Annotated in this window: 17 protein-coding genes and 3 tRNA genes; 13 read left to right on the forward strand and 7 right to left on the reverse strand. The window is 62.5% G+C overall.

Annotation, left to right across the window (positions count from 1 at the left end; translation table 11 throughout):
- Window position 1 precedes the first annotated feature (1 nt).
- The 5 genes from AC1Q8Q_RS22865 to AC1Q8Q_RS22885 all read left to right on the forward strand — a co-directional run bounded on the left by AC1Q8Q_RS22865 (window position 2) and on the right by AC1Q8Q_RS22885 (window position 2,573).
- Window positions 2–1,213, forward strand: coding sequence for an O-succinylhomoserine sulfhydrylase (locus tag AC1Q8Q_RS22865; RefSeq protein WP_432668401.1), 1,212 nt, complete (start codon window positions 2–4; stop codon window positions 1,211–1,213).
- On the forward strand, window positions 1,210–1,983 hold the full coding sequence (locus tag AC1Q8Q_RS22870; protein ID WP_020795477.1) for an SDR family oxidoreductase: 774 nt from the start codon (window positions 1,210–1,212) through the stop codon (window positions 1,981–1,983). The genes AC1Q8Q_RS22865 and AC1Q8Q_RS22870 overlap by 4 nt, the downstream gene beginning before the upstream one ends.
- Before the next feature lie 215 nt (window positions 1,984–2,198).
- Window positions 2,199–2,274, forward strand: a tRNA-Val gene (locus AC1Q8Q_RS22875).
- Between the two features lie 53 nt (window positions 2,275–2,327).
- A tRNA-Asp gene (locus AC1Q8Q_RS22880) sits at window positions 2,328–2,404 on the forward strand.
- A gap of 92 nt (window positions 2,405–2,496) precedes the next feature.
- A tRNA-Asp gene (locus AC1Q8Q_RS22885) sits at window positions 2,497–2,573 on the forward strand.
- Window positions 2,574–2,806: 233 nt separating this feature from the next.
- On the opposite strand, the gene aldA is transcribed toward AC1Q8Q_RS22885, so the two are convergent.
- From aldA to AC1Q8Q_RS22905, 4 genes are read right to left on the reverse strand one after another with little or no spacing between them, the layout of a single operon-like run.
- A complete protein-coding gene (gene aldA / locus AC1Q8Q_RS22890; protein WP_492615522.1) occupies window positions 2,807–4,240 on the reverse strand; it encodes an aldehyde dehydrogenase in 1,434 nt (477 codons plus the stop codon).
- 19 nt (window positions 4,241–4,259) lie between these two features.
- The gene (locus AC1Q8Q_RS22895; RefSeq protein ID WP_020795475.1) at window positions 4,260–5,060 is read right to left on the reverse strand and encodes an HpcH/HpaI aldolase family protein; all 801 of its coding nucleotides are present in this window, start codon (window positions 5,058–5,060) and stop codon (window positions 4,260–4,262) included.
- Window positions 5,061–5,074: 14 nt separating this feature from the next.
- Complete coding sequence (rhmD, locus tag AC1Q8Q_RS22900; protein WP_020795474.1) at window positions 5,075–6,259, reverse strand: L-rhamnonate dehydratase; 1,185 nt, start codon at window positions 6,257–6,259, stop codon at window positions 5,075–5,077.
- A gap of 17 nt (window positions 6,260–6,276) precedes the next feature.
- Window positions 6,277–7,572, reverse strand: a complete 1,296-nt coding sequence (locus AC1Q8Q_RS22905) for an MFS transporter (protein WP_020795473.1) — start codon at window positions 7,570–7,572, stop codon at window positions 6,277–6,279.
- A 124-nt stretch (window positions 7,573–7,696) separates the two neighbouring features.
- Between AC1Q8Q_RS22905 and AC1Q8Q_RS22910 the strand changes: the two genes are divergently transcribed.
- From AC1Q8Q_RS22910 to AC1Q8Q_RS22935, 6 genes are all read left to right on the forward strand, one after another.
- Window positions 7,697–8,638 carry a LysR family transcriptional regulator gene (locus tag AC1Q8Q_RS22910; RefSeq protein ID WP_492615523.1) on the forward strand — a complete coding sequence of 314 codons (942 nt, stop codon included), beginning with the start codon at window positions 7,697–7,699 and terminating at the stop codon, window positions 8,636–8,638.
- Between the two features lie 175 nt (window positions 8,639–8,813).
- Window positions 8,814–11,645, forward strand: coding sequence for a xanthine dehydrogenase family protein molybdopterin-binding subunit (locus tag AC1Q8Q_RS22915; RefSeq protein WP_168758616.1), 2,832 nt, complete (start codon window positions 8,814–8,816; stop codon window positions 11,643–11,645).
- Window positions 11,638–12,177, forward strand: coding sequence for a (2Fe-2S)-binding protein (locus AC1Q8Q_RS22920; RefSeq protein WP_020795470.1), 540 nt, complete (start codon window positions 11,638–11,640; stop codon window positions 12,175–12,177). Before AC1Q8Q_RS22915 ends, AC1Q8Q_RS22920 begins: the two co-directional genes overlap by 8 nt.
- 2 nt (window positions 12,178–12,179) lie before the next feature.
- On the forward strand, window positions 12,180–13,415 hold the full coding sequence (locus AC1Q8Q_RS22925; RefSeq protein WP_020795469.1) for a c-type cytochrome: 1,236 nt from the start codon (window positions 12,180–12,182) through the stop codon (window positions 13,413–13,415).
- 1 nt (window position 13,416) lies between these two features.
- A complete protein-coding gene (locus AC1Q8Q_RS22930; RefSeq protein ID WP_033042444.1) occupies window positions 13,417–14,388 on the forward strand; it encodes an XdhC family protein in 972 nt (323 codons plus the stop codon).
- 272 nt (window positions 14,389–14,660) lie between these two features.
- Window positions 14,661–14,969, forward strand: coding sequence for a hypothetical protein (locus AC1Q8Q_RS22935; protein WP_020795467.1), 309 nt, complete (start codon window positions 14,661–14,663; stop codon window positions 14,967–14,969).
- A 14-nt stretch (window positions 14,970–14,983) separates the two neighbouring features.
- On the opposite strand, the gene greB is transcribed toward AC1Q8Q_RS22935, so the two are convergent.
- Genes greB through AC1Q8Q_RS22950 form a run of 3 tightly spaced genes read right to left on the reverse strand, consistent with a single transcriptional unit; the run spans window position 14,984 to window position 18,705 of the window.
- Window positions 14,984–15,481, reverse strand: coding sequence for a transcription elongation factor GreB (gene greB, locus AC1Q8Q_RS22940; protein WP_020795466.1), 498 nt, complete (start codon window positions 15,479–15,481; stop codon window positions 14,984–14,986).
- 36 nt (window positions 15,482–15,517) lie between these two features.
- Window positions 15,518–18,022 carry an ABC transporter permease gene (locus AC1Q8Q_RS22945; protein ID WP_020795465.1) on the reverse strand — a complete coding sequence of 835 codons (2,505 nt, stop codon included), beginning with the start codon at window positions 18,020–18,022 and terminating at the stop codon, window positions 15,518–15,520.
- Window positions 18,022–18,705: an ABC transporter ATP-binding protein gene (locus AC1Q8Q_RS22950; protein WP_020795464.1), complete on the reverse strand. Its 684-nt coding sequence runs from the start codon at window positions 18,703–18,705 to the stop codon at window positions 18,022–18,024. The genes AC1Q8Q_RS22945 and AC1Q8Q_RS22950 overlap by 1 nt, the downstream gene beginning before the upstream one ends.
- 10 nt (window positions 18,706–18,715) lie before the next feature.
- Here AC1Q8Q_RS22950 and AC1Q8Q_RS22955 point away from each other — a divergent pair, with 10 nt between their 5' ends.
- Window positions 18,716–19,321, forward strand: coding sequence for an arylesterase (locus tag AC1Q8Q_RS22955; protein WP_020795463.1), 606 nt, complete (start codon window positions 18,716–18,718; stop codon window positions 19,319–19,321).
- Between the two features lie 56 nt (window positions 19,322–19,377).
- On the forward strand, window positions 19,378–19,671 hold the full coding sequence (locus AC1Q8Q_RS22960) for a hypothetical protein (RefSeq protein ID WP_008055299.1): 294 nt from the start codon (window positions 19,378–19,380) through the stop codon (window positions 19,669–19,671).
- Window positions 19,672–20,067: the final 396 nt, after the last annotated feature.

A 20,067-nucleotide genomic window follows, 5' to 3' on the forward strand; every position in this document is an offset into this window, starting at 1 on the left:
CATGAGTCAGGATTGGGATGCCGGTCGGTTGGACAGCGACCTCGAAGGCGTAGCGTTCGATACCCTGGCCGTTCGTGCCGGTCAGCACCGTACGCCGGAAGGCGAACACGGTGATCCGATGTTCTTCACTTCGAGCTATGTATTCCGTACCGCCGCCGATGCGGCCGCGCGTTTTGCCGGGGAAGTGCCGGGTAACGTTTATTCGCGCTACACCAACCCCACCGTACGCGCCTTCGAAGAGCGTATTGCCGCCCTGGAAAATGCCGAGCAGGCCGTGGCAACTGCCACCGGCATGGCTGCGATCATGGCGGTTGTGATGAGCCTGTGCAGTGCCGGCGATCACGTGCTGGTGTCGCGTAGCGTGTTCGGCTCGACCATCAGCCTGTTCGAGAAGTACTTCAAGCGTTTCGGCATCGAAGTCGACTACGTACCCCTGGCGGATTTGTCCGGCTGGGATGCGTCGATCAAGGCCAACACCAAATTGCTGTTCGTCGAATCGCCGTCCAACCCGTTGGCTGAGCTGGTGGATATCGCCGAACTGGCGAAAATCGCTCACGCCAAGGGCGCGATGCTGGTGGTCGACAACTGCTTCTGCACCCCGGCGCTGCAACAGCCGTTGAAAATGGGTGCGGACATCGTCGTGCACTCGGCAACCAAGTTCATCGACGGCCAGGGCCGTTGCATGGGCGGTGTCGTGGCCGGACGCAGCGAGCAGATGAAAGAAGTGGTCGGCTTCCTGCGCACCGCCGGGCCGACTTTGAGCCCGTTCAACGCCTGGATCTTCCTCAAGGGCCTGGAAACCCTCAACCTGCGGATGAAGGCCCATTGCGCCAACGCCCAGCAATTGGCCGAATGGCTGGAGCAGCAGGACGGCATCGAGAAAGTCCATTACGCCGGCCTCAAGAGCCATCCACAGCACGATCTGGCCCTGCGTCAGCAAAAGGGCTTCGGTGCGGTGGTGAGTTTCGAGGTCAAGGGCGGTAAAGAGGGCGCCTGGCGCTTTATCGATGCGACCCGCCTGATTTCGATCACTGCCAACCTGGGCGACAGCAAGACCACCATCACCCACCCGAGCACCACCTCCCACGGCCGCCTGGCGCCGCAAGAGCGTGAGGCTGCGGGCATTCGTGACAGCCTGATCCGCATTGCGGTCGGCCTGGAGGACGTGGCAGACCTGCAAGCCGACCTGGCGCGCGGTTTGGCTGCCCTGTGATCGAGTTGTCCACGCCATCGGGCACCAATGGCCGCGTGGCACTGGTGACCGGTGCGGCGCGGGGCATTGGCCTGGGAATTGCGGCCTGGTTGATCAGCGAAGGCTGGCAGGTGGTGCTGACGGACCTGGACCGGGTGCGCGGGTCGAAAGTGGCGAAGGTACTGGGCGACAACGCCTGGTTCATCGCCATGGACGTCTCGAACGAAGGGCAGGTGGCGCTGGGTGTTGCCGAGGTGCTGGGGCAGTTCGGGCGCCTGGATGCGCTGGTGTGCAATGCCGCGGTTGCCGATCCGCACAACATCACCCTGGAAAGCCTCGACCTGGCTTACTGGAACCGGGTACTGGCGGTGAACCTCAGTGGGCCGATGCTGTTGGCCAAGCACTGTGCGCCGTACCTGCGGGCCCATAGCGGGGCGATCGTCAACCTGGCCTCGACCCGTGCTGCACAGTCGGAACCCGATACCGAGGCCTACGCCGCGAGCAAGGGCGGCCTGCTGGCCTTGACTCACGCGCTGGCCATCAGCCTTGGCCCGGAGATTCGGGTCAATGCGGTCAGCCCTGGCTGGATCGATGCGCGGGACCCGTCGGTGCGCCGTGCCGAGCCGCTGACCGATGCCGACCATGCCCAGCATCCGGCGGGCAGGGTAGGGACAGTCGAGGACGTGGCGGCGATGGTGGCCTGGCTGCTGTCGAAGAACGCCGGGTTTGTCACCGGCCAGGAGTTCGTGGTCGATGGCGGCATGACCAAGAAGATGATCTACAGCGAGTAGGGCGAGCCGGGCATTGATGTTGAGTGCGCCATCGTCTTCGCGAGCAGGCTCGCTCCCACATTGGAAGTGCTATCCACTGTGGGAGCGGGCCTGCTCGCGAAAGCGGTCGACACGGTATCGATTGAAAGAATTTTGTCTTTTTCAGAAAAACTTCAATCCTGCTATTGACTTAGGTTCGCTACCTGCGTAAATTTCGCGGCCTCGGAGATGCAAACGGGTGATTAGCTCAGCTGGGAGAGCGTCTGCCTTACAAGCAGAATGTCGGCGGTTCGATCCCGTCATCACCCACCACTCCCGAGAAACTTGCGAAAGCAAGAGGTAGGCTGAGATGCCTCCACCGACGCGCAGCGGTAGTTCAGTCGGTTAGAATACCGGCCTGTCACGCCGGGGGTCGCGGGTTCGAGTCCCGTCCGCTGCGCCATATTCAACGAATCGGATTCATCCGGTTCGCGGTTGAAAAGCACCGAAGCTTTCGACCAAACGAGTTACCTGGACGCAAGTCCACAGCGATACGCAGCGGTAGTTCAGTCGGTTAGAATACCGGCCTGTCACGCCGGGGGTCGCGGGTTCGAGTCCCGTCCGCTGCGCCATATCTGCCCCGAGGCCCACTGAACGCCTTGGAGCTACGAAGAAAGCCACTGCTTTACTTCGCGTCGATAGCAAAGACCCTGGTCGAAAGGCCGGGGTTTTTTGTGTCTGAAATTTGAGCGGAAGCCCGTACCCGCAAGGGTTGAGTGTTGTTCATTGAATCAATGTAAAAATACAGATCCAATGGGGGAACGGGCTTGCTTGCGAAGGCGGCATCAGCAGCACCGCCCGATTTTCAGCCTTGCAGATACACCGCGTGGGTATGGGTGTACTCATACAACCCATGCTTGCCATCCGCACCGCCGATCCCGGATTTACGCACCCCGGCATGGAAACCCTGCATCGCTTCGAAGTTCTCGCGGTTGACGTAGGTTTCGCCAAAATCCAGCTCGCGCATGGCGTGCAGGGTCTTGCTCAGGTCACGGGTGTAGATCGACGAGGTCAGGCCATAGTCGCAGTCGTTGGCCAGGGCGATGGCTTCATCCAGGTCGTCGACGATCTGGATTGGCAGCACGGGACCGAAGATCTCCTCGCGCATGATCTCCATATCGGCGTGGCAGCCGGCCAGAACGGTAGGCTGAAAGTGAAAGCCGTGTGGGAGGTCGGCAATCTGCCCGCCACTGATCAGGCTCGCGCCCTGGCTCAATGCCGTACGGACTTTTCGATTGACGCTGTCCAGGCCCTGGCGATTGATCAGCGGGCCCATCTCCACATCAGGTTGCGCAACCGGGTCGCCATAACGGGTGGCATTCATGGCGGTGGCGATGCGCTCGATGAATTGATCGGCCACCTTGCGCTCGACATAGACCCGCTCGGCGCAATTGCACACCTGGCCGCTGTTGATGATGCGCGAATCACGAATGGCCTTTACCGCCAACTCCAGGTCGGCATCCGCCAAAACAATGGCCGGGGCCTTGCCACCCAGTTCCAGATTGAGCTTGGTGATATTCGGCGCCGCGGCGGCCATGATCCGTGAACCGGTGGCGACGCTACCGGTGAAACTGATCATGTCCACGCGCTTGTGCGCGCTCAGTGCGGCACCGACCTGACCATCGCCACAGACCACATTGAACACGCCGGGTGGCAAGTCGGTTTGCGCGACCAATCGTGCGAATTCGAAGCAGTTGTTGGGTGTTTCTTCGCTGGGCTTGATGACGATGGTGTTGCCGGTGAGCAGCGCTGGGGCCATCTTGCGAGCGATCAGGAAGAACGGGAAATTCCACGGCAGGATCCCGGCCACCACGCCCAGCGGTTTGCGGAACAGGAAGATGTTTTCATCCTGGCGGTCGCTGGTGATGATTTCACCTTCGATGCGCCGCGCCCACTCGGCCATGTAGTCGAGATAGTCGGCGGTGAAGTTGACTTCGACTTCGGCCAGGGCGCTGATCTTGCCTTGTTCCAGGGTGATGGTGCGCGCCAGGTGCGCCACGTTTTCCCGCAGTTTGGCAGCGATGCGGCGCAAGTAGCCGGCGCGGTCATTCGCCGGTTTGCGCGCCCAGTCCTTTTGCGCGGTGCGTGCAGCAGCGAGTGCGCGATCGACATCTTCGGCATTCGACGCTGGCACCTTCGACAGCAGGGCGCCGGTGGCCGGGTTGATCACATCGAGGTGGGTAGCGCTGGCCACGAACTGGCCGTTGATGAAGTTTTGGTAAACAGGCACGGATGACATGGAGCGACTCCTGGGCTGATCAGTAGGTGCGCGACGGCGCTTGTTCGGTGGCCGGTGTGCGGTAACGGGCGAGGGTGGCCATGGCGCTGTGGCGCAACAGGCTGATATCGATCGCCACGGCGATGAACTGGCAGCCCCAGTCCTGATAGCGGCGCGCGTCTGCTTCATTCGGCGCGAGGATGCCGCAGGCCTTGCCGGCCGCCAGCGTCGCGTCGACCGCGTATTGAATGCGCTCCTGAACGTCCGGATGGCCGGGATCGCCGGCATGGCCCAGGCCAATGGACAGATCCGCCGGCCCGATGAATACCGCATCGACGCCTTCGACGGCGGCAATGGCGGCGACGTTTTCCACGCCGAGCCGCGATTCCACTTGCACGATCAGGCATAGCTGTTCGTGGGCGGTAGCCAGATAGTCCGGCACGCCGTCCCAGCGCGTGGCGCGGGTCAGGCCACCGCCGACGCCACGAATGCCGTGGGGCGGATAACGCATGGCGCGAACCAGGGCCTGGGCTTGCTCGGCGGTCTCGACCATCGGGATCATCAGCGTTTGCGCGCCGATATCCAGCAATTGCTTGATCAGGCTGGCATCGCCATTCACGGCGCGCACGATGGGTGCGGTGGCATAGGGCGCCACAGCCTGTAACTGGGCGAGTACGCCGGGCACGGTGTTCGGCGCGTGTTCGCCGTCGATCAACATCCAGTCATAACCGGTGGTGGCGACGATCTCGGCGGCGTAGCCCGTGGCGAACCCGGCCCAGATGCCATATTGGGGCGCATTTTTTTTCAGTGCGGCCTTGAAAGTGTTGTGCGGCATGTTCATCACGAACTCCTGGCTCAGCGGCTATACGGCCGATGCAGTTGGCATTCCGGGTTGAGGGTCACGCCGAATCCGGGCTGGTCGAGTGCCGACAGGCGCATGCGCCCGTTGACCGGTACCGGTTCGCCGAGCAATTGCGGATGGAACATCGGCACCACTTCGTCCGCCTTGGGCGCCATCATCAGGAATTCGGCGAACGGGCTGTTATGCCGGGTGGCAACGAAGTGATAGCTGTACACCGACGAGCCGTGGGGAATGACCAAGGCATTGTGGGCGTCGGCCAGGGCCGAGATCTTCACCAGTTCGGTGAGGCCGCCGCACCAGCCGACATCCGGCTGGATGATGTCGCAGCAACCCATCTCCAGCAGCATGCGGAAGCCCCAGCGGGTTGCTTCGTGTTCGCCGGTGGTCACCAGCATGCCTTTGGGCACGTTGTTGCGCAGGGCGGCGTAGCCCCAGTAATCGTCTGGCGGAAGGGCTTCTTCGATCCACTTCAAGCCGTGTTCGTGGGCGCCGACCGCCAGTTTGGTGGCGTAGTTGAGGTCCAGGCTCATCCAGCAGTCGAGCATCAACCAGAAATCCGGGCCGACCCGTTCGCGCATGGTCGCCAGTTCTTCGAGGTTCTTGCGCAGGCCTTCCTCGCCTTCGGCCGGGCCGTGGTGCAACGGCATCTTGCCGCCGATGAAGCCCATTTTCTGGGCCAGGTCCGGGCGGGCGCCGGTGGCGTAGAACTGCAATTCATCGCGTACCGCACCGCCGAGCAACTGGTGCACCGGTTCCTGGCGGATCTTGCCGAGCAAGTCCCACAGCGCCAGGTCGACGCCGGAGATCGTATTGATCACGATGCCCTTGCGCCCGTAATACAGGGTCGATTGGTACATCTGGTCCCAGATCTTTTCGATGTCGGTGACTTTCGCGCCCTCGAGGAACCGCGCCAGGTGTTTCTCGACGATGTAGGCAGCCGGTTCGCCGCCCGTGGTCACGGCGAAACCGACAGTGCCGTCGCTGGCTTCAATCTCCACCACCAGGGTGCCGAGTACGTTAATGCCAAAGGTGCGGCGGCTTTGGCGGTACTCCGGATATTTGCTCATTGGCGTGGCAATGTGATCGTCGATCCAGTGGCCGTCCGCCTGATCGTGATAATCCGCGCCACCGCCTCGCAGGGTGAAAGCGCGTACGTGTTTGATGGTTGGAATGCCCATGGTGTGACTCCTCAGGTTTAAACAGTGGCCGGTTTATTCGAAGCTTCATGGCCGGGCGAACGCACGCCCAGCACCAGCAACGCGGCGATGACGGTAGTAGCGGACAGCAGGTACAGGCCGGCTGCCGGAGAGTGGAAGGCGCCTTCGGCCCAGTTCTTCAGCACCGGGGCGATGAAGCCGCCGAGGGCGCCGAACGAGTTGATCAGGGCGATCCCGGCCGCCGCGGCGCTACCAGCGAGGTAGCTGGAAGGGAAGGTCCAGAACACCGGTTGCACGGCGATGAAACCGGATGCGGCGAAGCACAGGGCGACGATGCCGAGGAACGGACTGCTGAAGGTTACCGAGCAGGCGATACCGGCGGCGGCCATCAGCAGGGTCAGGCTGGCAGTGCGGCGGCGTTCGCCGGTGCGGTCGCTGTAGCCAGGAATCAGATAAGCCGCCACCAGTGCGCAAATCCAGGGAATCGCCGAGACCAGCCCGACCATCAGCCCGACCTTGGTGCCCAGCAACCCGCCGACCTGGGTGGGCAGGTAGAACACCACGCCGTAGACGCTGGCCTGGATCAGCAGGTAGATCAGGCACAGGTACAGCACCGACGGCTGGCAGATCACGTTGAGCAGGCTGCGGCCGTGGTTCTGTTTGTGGCTGTCTTCCTGGTCGAGGAGGCTCTGTACTTGTTGGCGTTCCTCGACGGTCAACCATTTGGCGTCCGCCGGGCGATTGTCCAGGTAAAAGTAGGCCCAGATGCCCACCGCCGTGGCCATCAGGCCTTCCACGGCAAATAGCCACTGCCAACCGTGGAAACCGGCAAAGCCGTCCAGTTCCAGCAGCAGGCCGGACAACGGACTGCCGAAGATGAAGGCCAGCGGCGCGCCGAAGTAGAAAAATCCCATGGCCTTGCCGCGCACGGCGCTGGGGAACCAGTAGGTGAGGTACAGGATCACGCCGGGGAAGAATCCGGCTTCGGCCACGCCCAACAGGAATCGCAGGATGTAGAAGCTGGTTTCAGTGTGAGCGAAGACCATGGCCGCGGAGACCAGGCCCCAGGTGACCATGATTCGGCACATCCACAGACGGGCGCCGACGCGGTGCAGGATCAGGTTGCTCGGCACTTCGAGCAGCGCGTAACCGACGAAGAACACCCCGGCACCGAAGGCGAAGGCGGCGTCGCTGATATTGGTGTCGGCCTGGAAGGCTTGCTTGGCGAACCCGACGTTGGCGCGGTCGAGGAAGGCCATGATGTACATCAGCAGGAGGAACGGGAGCAGCCGCCAGGAAATCTTGGCGAGCAGGGGCGCGGGTAGAGTCTTCATCGCGGTTTTCCTTTGGTAGGGCATTTGTTCTTATGGGGAAGACTGTACGGCCGCTTATCGATGCGTTACAAATCGAATCTAGCTCACAACTGATACCTTCAAGGTATCGATAACAAGGCCCTCCATGACCACGCCAACCATCTCGCGCAGTCTGCTCAACCGCCTGCGCTACAAGCACCTGCACATGCTGGTGACGCTCAATTCGAGCCAGAACCTGCATCGTGCCTCGCAAAGCCTGAACATGTCGCAACCGGCTGCCACCCGTATGCTCCATGAAATCGAAGACATGTTCGGTTGCGACCTGTTCGAGCGGTTACCCAGGGGCATGCGACCGACAGCGCTGGGCCAGGAGCTGGTTCGCTTTGCCGAATCGGCCCTCAGTGGCCTCGACCGCTGCGCCGAGGATCTGATAGCGCGGCAACAGGGCGGTTACGGCTATCTTTCGATCGGTACCATCATGGGCGCGGCGCCGGACCTGGTGATGGATTCGATTGCCGAGATCAAGGCGCTTAACCCGCAGCTGCGCATTCGCATCATGGGCGACACCAGCGACCAGGTGATCCAATTGCTGGAGCAGGGCCGCATTGACCTCGCCATCGCCCGGCGCAATGCCGCCACCGACAGCGAGCATTACGTTTTCGAACAACTGGGCAACGAACGCTTGCTGGTGGTGGTGCATGCCGGCCACCCGTTGGCCCGGCGCAAGAAACTGCAGATGGCGGAGCTGGTCAGCGGCTGGCCGTGGATCCTGCAACCGGAAACCAGCCCGGCGCGTATTGGTCTTGATCATGCCCTGCAGCGCCTGGCCTTGCCGTTGCCGGCCGACATCATCGAATGCAGCTCGGTGTATTCGATGCAGCAGCTGATTCAACTGACCGACGCGATCATGGTCCTGTCGGAGACCGCATTACGCGACTACCTGAAAATGGGCCTGGTGGTGGCGCTACCGGTTGAGCTCGATGTGCAACTGGCTCCGTTCGGCTTGCTGCTGCGCAAGGGTGAGCACATCAGTCGGGAGCTGGGGGTGTTCATCGATCTGCTGCGTCGAAAAGTCGCGGTTTTTTGATTTCCTGGTCAGTTTTTTGTTTTACGCGAGCGAATAAACCTTTAAAGTTAACCTTTCGGTCAGCTTCGCATTGTCATCACGGCCCCTTGCATCGTCAAAAGGGGCTTCTGCACGACTCGAGATTTCCAGAACATAACCAGAAGGGTGGCCTCCATGACCGCCCATAGGATGATCCATGTCCAACCGTGAAATATCCCGGCGCTCGTTCCTTCAGGGCGGGCTGGTGGCGGGTGTGAGCGTGACGCTTGCACCGCTGAGCAGTCAGGCGCTGGCAGCCTTGATGGAAAACAGCGTCACCGTGCCGTCCGAGCAATGGCTTGGTAACAACGGCAAGGCGCGGGCCCGTAACGATGCCTTGTCCAAGGTTTGCGGCAGCAAGGTCTTTGCCCGCGACATCCGTGCCAAGGACATGCCGGGCTGGCCGCAGCAGCAAGGCCACGCCATGCTGCTGAAAACCATCAAGGCCGACCGTATCTATGACGGCTATGACCTGTCGTGGCTTGGTGCCGACCTGCAGCCTGATCGCATCGTCACCGCCGACGACCTGGTCAAGGACGGCATCGTCTTCCCCGAAGAGCACGCCCCCGACCCCCTGTTGCCGGCCGGCAAGGTGCCGATGTTCATCGGTCACCCGGTGGCGATCCTGATCTGGAACGACTTCGAACGTTTCCGCCAGGCCAAGGCTCAGCTCAAGTTCAATGACAAAGCAATTCGTTACGGTGCCCAGGTACCGTTCTACGAGGGCGATCCCTACGGCAGCTTTCGCTACGTGCGCGTCGGCGGCGCTACCTCGGCGGACGAAGACGAATTCGCCAGCCTCAAGGACTCGATCCTGTTTCCGATGCTGAAAAACCGTCGCCCGGTGTGGAATTCCCAGCCCAACCTGCACGGCAACCTGACCGAGCGCGGCCTGTTCTACGCCGACCGCATGAAGCAGCAGATCGATACGCCGCCAGACAACTGGCTGGTGTTCGACGAGCGCTACAAGACCCCGTCGATCGAACCTGCGGCGATGGAACCGGACAACGGCAACGGCTGGTACGACCCGGTGACCAAGACCCTGCACTTTGTCGTTGCGACACAGTGCCCGCTGGAGACCGCAACCGAGACCGCGAAGATGATCGCGCCGTCGCGTTTCGGCCTGGCGAACCTGAACATGCACCCTGGCTACACCGTCGGCTACGGCTCGAAAGACCACAACATTTTCGTCTACTACGCGGCCTTGGCGGCGTTGTACGGCGCCGGCGTCCCGGTACGCCTGGCCAACGACCGCTACGAGCAATTCCAGAGCGGCATCAAGCGTCACCCGTTCGATATCCGCTATCAGTTGGCGGTGGACAAGACCGACCACAGCTTCAAGATCTTCCGCGCCGAGATGAGCGTCGACGGCGGCGGGCGGGTCAACTACAGCCCGTCGGTAGCGGCAGTAGGCGCCACGGCGGCGCAGTCGATCTACTACATGCCGCAGAACGATCTGCAGGTCACCGCCTATCATTCGCGCGCGGTGGAAGCCGGGTCGATGCGCGGCTACGGCACGTTGCAGAGCATGGCGGCCACCGAAATGATGGTCGATGAAATTGCCGATCGCCTCGGGGTCGATGCCATTGAACTGCGGCGCAAGAACGCCCTGCGTTCGGGCATGAAAAACACCCAGGGCGCGATCCCGGCCGGTGCCCTGCGCCTGCACGAGATTCTCGACAAGGCCGCGGTCAACGAAGTCTGGAAAAACCGTCTCGCGATCAAGCAACAACGCGAATCGGCGGACCCGGACCACTGGTATGGCGTCGGTTTCGCCATTTGCCAGAAAGACTTCGGCACCGGCTCCGAAGCGCCGATGGCCAGCATCGAATACACCGTTGACGGTCGCATCACCCTGCGCCACATCGGTATCGAAATCGGTACCGGCATGTCCACCTCGCAGGCGATGGTAGTGGCCGATTTCCTCGGCAGCCCGGCGCACGAAGTGAAGACCGGTGAAACCGAATGGGAAGAGTTGCAGCTAATCAGCGGCGGCAACCCGTACATCATGAGCCAGGCCGAGCAGGACAACTTCCTGCGCAACCCGCGCTGGGTCGGCAAGGTCGCTTCGGCGTCGTCGGCGACCAACTCCGCCTATTACTTCAGCCATGCCACCCGTGAAGCGGCGCGCGTGCTGTTCAATCACGGCCTGTGGCCGGCGGCGCTGGAGATCTGGCGCCAAGGCCCCTACGGCGGCCAGGCCAACCCTTACGTGGTGCGCCGCGAGGACGCCCATTGGGTCGACGGCAAGCTCACCGCCAACGGCATGGAACCCTTGCCGTTCGCAGTATTGGCCAAGCGTGCCCACGAACGGGGCCTGGTCACCGGTGCCACGGTGCACGGCTTCAACCGCTGGAGCTGGGCTGAGGCCGAGTACAGCATCGACGGTGTGCGTGAGCGTTTGCCGCTCGATGGCCTGGCGGTCAAGTACGGCGACGGTGCGCCGAAGGCGAAGAAAGCGCAGATGAGCAGCGCCGGTTTCCATCTGCTGGATCGGCAGAACATCGCCTATCCGCCAACCCAGTTGAACAACGCGGCGGTGACTTACTACAGCCCCGTGGCGACGCTGGTGGAAGTGAAGGTGAACAAGGGTTCGAACGAAGTGTCGGTGCTCAATCACCACTCGTGGGTCGAGTGCGGTCGGGTGCTGGTGGAAGAGTTGGTCAAGGGCCAGGTCGAAGGTGGCATCGCCATGGGTATCGGCCACGCGCTGATGGAAGAAATGCCGCTGTACGAAGGCGGACCGGGGGAGGGCGACTGGAACTTCAACCGTTACCGCTTGCCGATGGCGCGGCACGTGGCGGTGTGGAAACAGACCGCGGAGATCCTGCCGCCGCTGTCGCCGAGCGATCCGTCCAAGGGCATCGCCGAGGTGGTGATGATCCCGGTGGTCGGTGCCATTGGCAACGCCGTGGCCCACGCCATTGGCAAACGTGTCCGCGACCTGCCTATCACTTCTGCACGCATCAAGGAGGCCCTCAATGGCTAACCGTCCGCTTCAACTGACCCTCAACGGTCAATCCGTCGGCCCGGTGGACATCCCTGATGACCTGCCGATGATCGACTACCTGCACGAGTACAAGAACCTCACTGGCTCGCGCCTGGGCTGCGGCCAAGGCATTTGCCACGCCTGCGTGGTGATCGTCGACAACCCCGACGGCACCAGTGAAGAAGTGCGCACCTGCATCACCGGCGCACACTATTTCGAAGGCAAGAAAGTTCGGACCATCGAAGGTCATGCGACCCGTGACGACGAGGGCAAGGTCACCGAGTTGAACCCGATCCAGCAGCGCTTCGTCGATGAGTTCGCCTTCCAGTGCAGCTACTGCGCGCCAGGTTTCGTGAATGCCGCGACGGTGCTGGTGGAAAAGCTGCAGCGTCAGCCGATCGTCAAGAGCCAGCTGGAAAAAGTCATCGAGGACAGCCTCGGTCACCACATCTGCCGTTGCACCGGATACGTGCGCTACTACAGCGCCACGCGTAACGTGCTGACCGATCTCGGCCTGGTCAAGGAGGGCTAAGCATGAAGCAATTACTTACCCGCCTGACCCTGGCGGTCGGCCTGGCTGCGCCCGTGTTGCTGGCGCAGGCGGATGATCAGGTCAAGCGCGGCGAATACCTCGCCCGCGCGGCTGACTGCATGGCTTGCCACACCGCACCGGGTGGCGCGCCCTATGCAGGCGGCCTGCCGATCGTCTCGCCGTTCGGTACGATCTACGGCACCAACATCACCCCGAGCAAAGAGCACGGCATCGGCTTGTACAGCGATGATGAATTCTTCGCGGCGCTCACCGAAGGCAAGCGACGTGATGGCGCCAACCTGTACCCGGCGATGCCCTACACCTCGTATCACCTGGTGCCGCGTGAGGATTCCGACGCGATCCACGCCTACCTGAAAACCGTCGAGCCGATTGAGCGCGCCGCGCCGGTCACAAGCCTGAGTTTTCCGTTCAACGTGCGCCTGGGCCTGATGGGCTGGAACATGATGTACGGCAAGGACGTGAAGCTGGCTCCGACCGAAGGCAAAAGCGAAGCCTGGAAGCGCGGCCAGTACATGGTCGACGTGCTCGGCCACTGTGGCGAATGCCACACCCCACGCGGTCTGCCGGGTGCGATGCAGCAGGATAAACGCATGACCGGCGGTATTCTCAACGGCTACCTGGCGCCAAGTCTCTTGGCCACTGACCTGGCGGCCCGTGGCTGGAATCACCAGGACCTGAGCTCGTTCCTCAAGCACGGCATGAGCGCCCAGGGCACCATGTTCAACGAGATGTTCCCGGTGTTCCACAACAGTACCCAGGGCCTCAGCGATCCGGACCTGGCGGCGATGGCAACCTTCCTCCTCGGCGACCAGCCGCCAGCGGCGAAAGTCTTGACCGACGTCCCGCTGGACCAGCTCAGTGCCAGCGCACAGCGCGGTCGGCAGGACTACCTGAACGTCTGTGCCGGTTGCCACGCGCCGGGTGGCGAAGGCAAACCGCATATTGCCGTCGCCATGCGCGGCAATACCACCCTGCGCCTGGAAGATCCGCGCAACCTGGTTCGGGTGATCGACGATGGCATCGGCGAGCAGAAATTCGCCGGCTTCGAACACATGCAACCCATGCCCGGTTTCGCGCAAAAGCTCACCGACGAGCAGCTTGCGGACCTGTTGAACTACCTGCGCCAGGCGTGGGGCGGTCAACCGGGTGACCTGGCCTTGAACGATGTGCAGAAGCTGCGGGCTGACGCGCCGCCGCTCGAGCACAAGGCGCACTGACATGCAGCATCTGGATCTGCAGGTAGTGCGGCGCGCGCTGGCATGGTCGGCGGCCGGACAGCGTGTGTGGCTGTGCAGCGTACTGGCCACCTACGGCTCGGCGCCTCGAGCGCCGGGTTCGTTGCTGGCGGTGAATGCTGACGGGCAGTGGATCGGATCGCTGTCCGGTGGGTGTGTCGAGGAGGACTTCCTCGAACGCGTCGCCGAAGGTGCATTCGAGCAAGCGGTCAGCGTCGTGCGCTACGGCGAAGGCGATGACCCGCGCTCGCGGGTCAGCCTGCCCTGCGGTGGAGTGCTCGATGTGCTGGTGGAAAAGCTTGAGCCTGTCTGTGAGGTGCAGGCGCATCTGCGGGAGCTGGAGTCGGCGCTATTGGGCCGGCGCCGGCTGATCCGTGAAGTCGACCTGGCCAGCGGCGTGCGCAGTCTGTTCGATGATCGCGAGCAGGGTGTGCGCGTCGAGCGCGAGATTGATCGCGTCAGGCTGCGCATCGGCGCGGCACAGCGCCTGTTGCTGGCCGGGTACTCCAGTGTCGCGCAGGCCTGCGCGGAGTTCGCCATAGGCCTGGGCTTCGAGGTGATTCTTTGCGATCCGCGGGACGAAGTGCTGGAAGGCGTGGTGCTGGATAACGTGGAGATTCGTCGTCAATTGCCCTCGGTGTTCATCGCCGACGGGGGCTGCCACAGCGACACGGCGGTGGTGGCGCTGACCCACGATCCGCGCATCGATGACCTGGCGATGATGGAAGCGGTGCGTACCGACGCGTTCTACATCGGCGTGATGGGATCACTGCAGACTTCGCAAAAGCGCTTCGAGCGCTTGCGGCGCATTGGTGGGCTGGGTGAAGCGCAACTGGCGCGGATCCATGCGCCCATCGGGCTGAACCTGGGCAGCAAGACCCCGGCGGAAATCGCCCTGGCGGTACTTGCCGATATCCTGCGAATTCGCAGCGGGATCCCTCGCGATCGGCTGTGATGCAGTCCCTGTCAGGGCTAAGGCTTGTTCGAAAGGAGGCTCGTCGCTTGATTGGACGAGCTTTTTTTGTTGTGCGTCATTCTTGACACTGTCCGGTCAGCTTCTCTAGGATGCTGCCCATGCGCCGATTTAAACAGCTACTTGCGGGGCGCCAGGTAACTCATTGAGTTACCGACAGAAGCTTGAAGCAGGCTTCGAAATACCGCTAAAGCGCTGGTTCGGTGTTGCCTCTCACCTGCCATGCAGACTTTTTGAGGCTGAGACACGACTCGATGAATGCACTAAGCCCTGTTGTACGTCCCGCGCCGATCACGGCACATCTCACCCAGCGCAATCCAAAAATCCTGCTTGGCGGTAAACATCAGCCGACACTCCTGCGTTATCTCGATGGTTGGCCACGTCGTACCGGTGGGCCAGCAGCTTTCCTGATCCAGTTTGTCGAAGACGGTGAATCCCTGGCGCGCTTTGCCGCGGACAGTTTTGACCTGGCAGTGATTCAGTCGCCAAGCGTCGAAGACGCCCCGGAAATGATCAGGCAACTGACCCGCGTCGCCCGGCAAGGGCTGATTACCCGTCGCTGAGGCCCGTTGAAGCCTCAGGGATAGTCGATCTCGACGATGTACACACACTGCTCACCCGTCGGTGTCTGGACCCGTACTTCGGCGTCCAGGGCCTTGCCGATCAGGGCGCGGGCCAAGGGCGAGTCGATGCTGATCAAGCCCTGTTTCAGGTCCAGTTCATCCGGTCCGACGATGCGATAGCGTGATTGCTTGCCATCCTCGTCTTCAATCGTGACCCAAGCGCCAAAATAAACTTTGTTCGGATCGCTGGGCTTTTCGCTGACGACCTTGAGGGCTTCCAGGCGTTTGGTCAGGAAGCGCACGCGACTGTCGATTTCGCGCAGCATTTTCTTGCCATAGGTGTATTCGGCGTTTTCCGAACGATCGCCCTGGGCTGCCGCTTCGCTGACTGCTTGCGTCACCTGGGGGCGGCGTACGTGCCACAGTTCATGAAACTCGGCGCGCATCCGCGCTTCACCTTCAGGGGTGATCAGCGCGGTTCCGGCGGTACGGGGAGGGCGATAACGGCTCATGGCAACTTTTCTTCGAATCAGGAGCGCTTGAGTCTATCAACCCTCGCGCAGGACTGTCAGGGGGCTGGCATTCAGGGCGCGCCGGGTGCCGAACACACCAGCACCGCCGATCAGCACGGCGCCGATCAGCGGCAGCACCAGCAGCCATGGGTGCGGATGCCAGGGCAGGTCAAAGGCGTAGCGGTAGAGCACCAGGCTGACGACTTCCGAACCGAGTGCCGCGAGCAGGCCGCTCACCGCGCCAAGCAACCCGAACTCGATCCGTCGTGCCTTCACCAGCAGTTGCCGTTCGGCCCCCAGTGCGCGCAGCAGGGCACCCTGGCGGATGCGTTCGTCCAGGGTCGCCTGCAGGCCGGAAAACAACACCGCCATCCCTGCCGCCAGGACAAACAACAGCACGTATTCCACAGCCAGGGTGACTTGGGCGAGGATGCTGCGCAATTGCGCCAGCAGCGCTTCGACCTGCAGGATCGTCACCGCCGGAAAACTGCGCGACAGGTCGACGATCTGCTGGTCATGCCCTGCCGCCAGATAGAAGCTGGTCAGGTAGGTGGCGGGCAAATCCTTCAGGGTGCCTGGCTGGAAAATCATGAAGAAGTTCGGCTGGAAATTATCCCAGTTGATCTCCCGCAGGCTGGTGACTTTCGCCTCGCGATTGGCCCCGCCGACGGTAAAGACCAAATGGTCGCCGAGCTTGAGCTTCAGGCTTTCGGCGACCTTGCCCTCCACCGACACGCCGGGGATATCATCCGGCGGTTGCTCTGGCCACCAATGACCGGCGGTGATCTTGTTGCCCGCAGGCAGGTCTGCCGCCCAGGTCAGGCTCAGGTCACGCTGGATCGCCCGGTCGCCTGCCGATTCCTTGGTGACGATTTGCTGCACCGGTTCGCCATTGATGCTGATCAGCCTTCCGGGGACTACCGGATACAGGGGGGCCGATTGCGCCGACAACGAGATCAGGCGGTCGGTAAACGCCTGCTTGTCCGCGGGCAGGATGTTCAGGGCAAAATAGTTCGGTGCGTTCCTGGGCAGCTGGTTCTGCCAGGTGTCCAGCAACTCGCCGCGCAGCAGGGCGATCAACGCCATCGACAGCAGGATCAGACCGAATGCCAGGGACTGCCCTGCGGCTGCCAGCGGATGACGCAGCAATTGGCCCAGCCCCAGGCGCCACGGCAGGGAGGCACGAGCCAGCAGGCGTCGCAGGCTTTTCAATAGCAGCAACAGCAAGCCACCCAATATCAGTGCCGCGACCACGCCGCCGCCGAGCAGGGCGAAGGTCAGTAGCAAGTCCAGGCTCAGGCGCCACATGATCAGCCCGAGGGCGCCCAATGCGGCGCCGTAGACCATCCAGGTGCTGGAGGGTATCGGCAGCATGTCCCGACGCAATACGCGCAAGGGTGGAACCCGACCCAGCGCCGCCAGCGGTGGCAGGGCAAAACCGGCCAGGGCCACCAGTCCGGTGCCGATACCGGCGATGGCCGGGAACAGGCCGCCCGGTGGCACGTCGGTCGGCAACAAATCATGCAGCAGGGCAAACAGTCCCAGTTGCGCCAGCCAACCGATGGCGGCGCCAATGAGGCTGGCGAGCAGGCCGAGTATGGTCAGCTGCAGGCTGAACAGCACCATGGTTTCCCGGCGGGACAGGCCAAGGCAGCGGAGCAGCGCGCTGGCATCGAAGCGGCGGGTGGCGAAGCGCGTCGCTGACAACGCTACGGCCACCCCGGCCAGCAATACCGCCACCAGGCTGGCCATGTTCAGGTAGCGCTCGGCCTTGCCCAGTGCGCCGCCAATCTGCCGGTTGCCGTCGCGGGCATCCTGGATGCGCTGGTTGGCGGCCAGGCCGGGCTTGATCAGTTGGCGATAGGTCTCCAGGGCCGAGGCATCGCCGCGCCAGAGTTCGCGGTAGCTGACCCGGCTGCCAGGTTGCACCACGCCAGTGGCTTGCAGGTCACTGAGGTTGATCAACACCCGGGGTGTCAGGCTGTAGAAGTTGCCGGCGCGGTCGGGCTCGTAGGTCAGTACCCGTGCCAGCTTCAGGGTTTTCATGCCGACATCGATGCTGTCGCCGATCTTCAAGTCCAGCGCCGTCAGCAATCGCGCCTCGACCCAGGCCTCACCGGGTTTCGGCCCGCCGCCGGATTCTTCCGGGGCGAAAGGCGCAGGGGCGCTTTTCAGTTCCCCGCGCAGTGGGTAGACGTCGTCTGCCGCCTTGATGCTGGAGAGCTGTATGCCGTTGTCCGTGGCGATAACACTGGAAAACTCCACCACCCGGGCGTGTTCGAGGCCAAGCTCGGTACCGCTTCTTACTTGCTCGGGGCGCGCTGGCGAGCTGCCTTCGAGCAGCAGGTCGGCTCCGAGAAACTCCGTGGCGCGCAACATCATCGCGCCATTCAGGCGCGCGCCGAAATAGCCGATGGCGGTACTGGCCGCTACCGCGACCACGAGGGCAAAAAACAGCACGCGCAGTTCACCGGCGCGGGCATCGCGCAACAGTTGACGGAGGGCGAGACTGAACAGGCGCAACAGCGGCAGGCGTGCCATCAAGGCTCCAGAGGGGCGACCAGCAGGCCGGCTTCAAGGCGGATCAGGCGCCGGCAGCGGTGTGCCAGGCGTTCATCATGGGTCACCAGCACCAGGGTCGTGCCGCGTTCCTGGTTGAGTTCGAACAGCAGGTCGCTGATGCGCTCGCCGGTATGGCTGTCGAGGTTACCGGTGGGCTCGTCGGCAAACAGCACGTCGGGTTCGGCCGCGAACGCCCGGGCAATCGCCACGCGCTGCTGTTCACCGCCGGAGAGCTGGCGTGGCGAGTGGGTCAGGCGTTGCCCCAGGCCGACCCGTTGCAACAGCTCGGTGGCGCGGCCACGGGCGTCCTGGCGGCCATCGAGCTCCAGCGGCAACATGACGTTTTCCAGGGCGTTGAGACTGTCGAGCAGTTGGAATGACTGGAAGACGAAACCCACGTGTTCGGCGCGGATGCGCGCACGTTGATCTTCATCGAGGTTGCTCAGGTCCTGGCCGGCGAGGGTGACTTCGCCGCTGCTCGGCAAGTCGAGGCCGGCGAGCAGGCCGAGGAGGGTGGACTTGCCCGAACCGGAGGCGCCGACGATGGCCAGGCTGTCGCCCTTGTTCAGTTCCAGGCTGAGTTGGTGCAGGATGGTCAGTTCACCTTCCGCGCTGGGAACCACTTTGCTAAGGTTCTTCGCGGTGAGAATGCTTGCGCCCATGGAGAATCCGATGCGTGTGTGGTTTTTGAGTGCTGGCCTGGCCTTGATGTGCATGGCCCAGAACGCAGCGGCGGGTACAGTCCTGATCGTTGGCGATAGTATCAGCGCCGGTTTCGGACTGGATACCCGCTTGGGGTGGGTGTCGTTGCTCGAGCAGCGGCTCAAGCGCGAAGGTTTCGACGATAAGGTGATCAATGCGTCCATCAGCGGCGACACCAGTGCCGGCGGCCAGGCACGCCTGCCAGCGCTGCTTGCAGAGCATAAGCCTGAGTTGGTGATCCTCGAATTGGGGGGCAATGACGGCCTGCGTGGCTTGCTGCCAACACAATTGCAACAAAATCTTGCGTCGATGATTCAGCAGTCGCAGGACGCGGGCGCCAAGGTGCTGTTGCTCGGCATGCAATTGCCACCCAATTACGGTGCTCGATACACCAAGGCCTTTGCCGACGTCTACAGCAACCTGGCCGATGAGAAAAACATCCCGTTGGTGCCGTTTTTCCTCGACGGCGTGGGCGGTCATCCGGACCTGATGCAGGCCGATGGCATTCACCCGGCAGCCGGGGCTCAGGACAAGTTGCTGGAAAATGTCTGGCCTACGCTAAAACCACTGTTATGACACTTTTCTAGGAGCGGGCTTTCGGCTAAGGTGGCGCCCCCGATTTGGAGCCCCCGATGCCGCGTTCTGCCTGGTCACTTTATGCCTATCAACTGATCGAGCCTGACGAACAGCTGGATCTGTTCGCCTGCCAGGAAGTGCGGGTACACCTGGTGACCCGACAACTGGAGCTGGGCGGCTCGGCGGACCGGACCCTGTGCGGCAGCCTGCTGCCGGCTCAACCGCGTTGGTCGAACGTCGATCGCCGGGTGTTCCAGGACCAGCGCCTGTGTTCGTTGTGTCGGGCCATTCTTGAGTCGCAAAAGCGCGGCACGTCGCCGATCTGGCCGGAGTTGCGGTTCGAGCTTTGATCGTTTCTGCTTTGCTGTGGCTTGGGCATCGGATGAAAACCTGTGGGAGCTGGCTTGTCGGGTCGCCGCATCGCAGCGATGGCGGCCTGACAGCCGACCTGTATCCCGCAGATGTACTCCAATCAAACTGTGGGAGCGGGCTTGCTCGCGAAGGCGGCCTTATAGCCGACCTATGTTTTGTTGACTGCGTACATATCCATTGCTGCGGTAACGGCCGCTTATGGTTTCGCCCTTACGGCGAGTCCCTTTTTCAAGCGCCGGAGTGCCGGCCCAGCAAAAAGGCACCAAAAGGCTTTGCCCCACCACTCGGTCCCTCGCTAGGGCTCGGCATGCCCTCTCTCCGGCATTGCTCCGTGGGTCGCCGCGATGGGCCGTCCCTGGCCCAGCGCGGCTAAA

It is taken from the genome of Pseudomonas sp. GW823-FHT06B06, assembly GCF_058795195.1.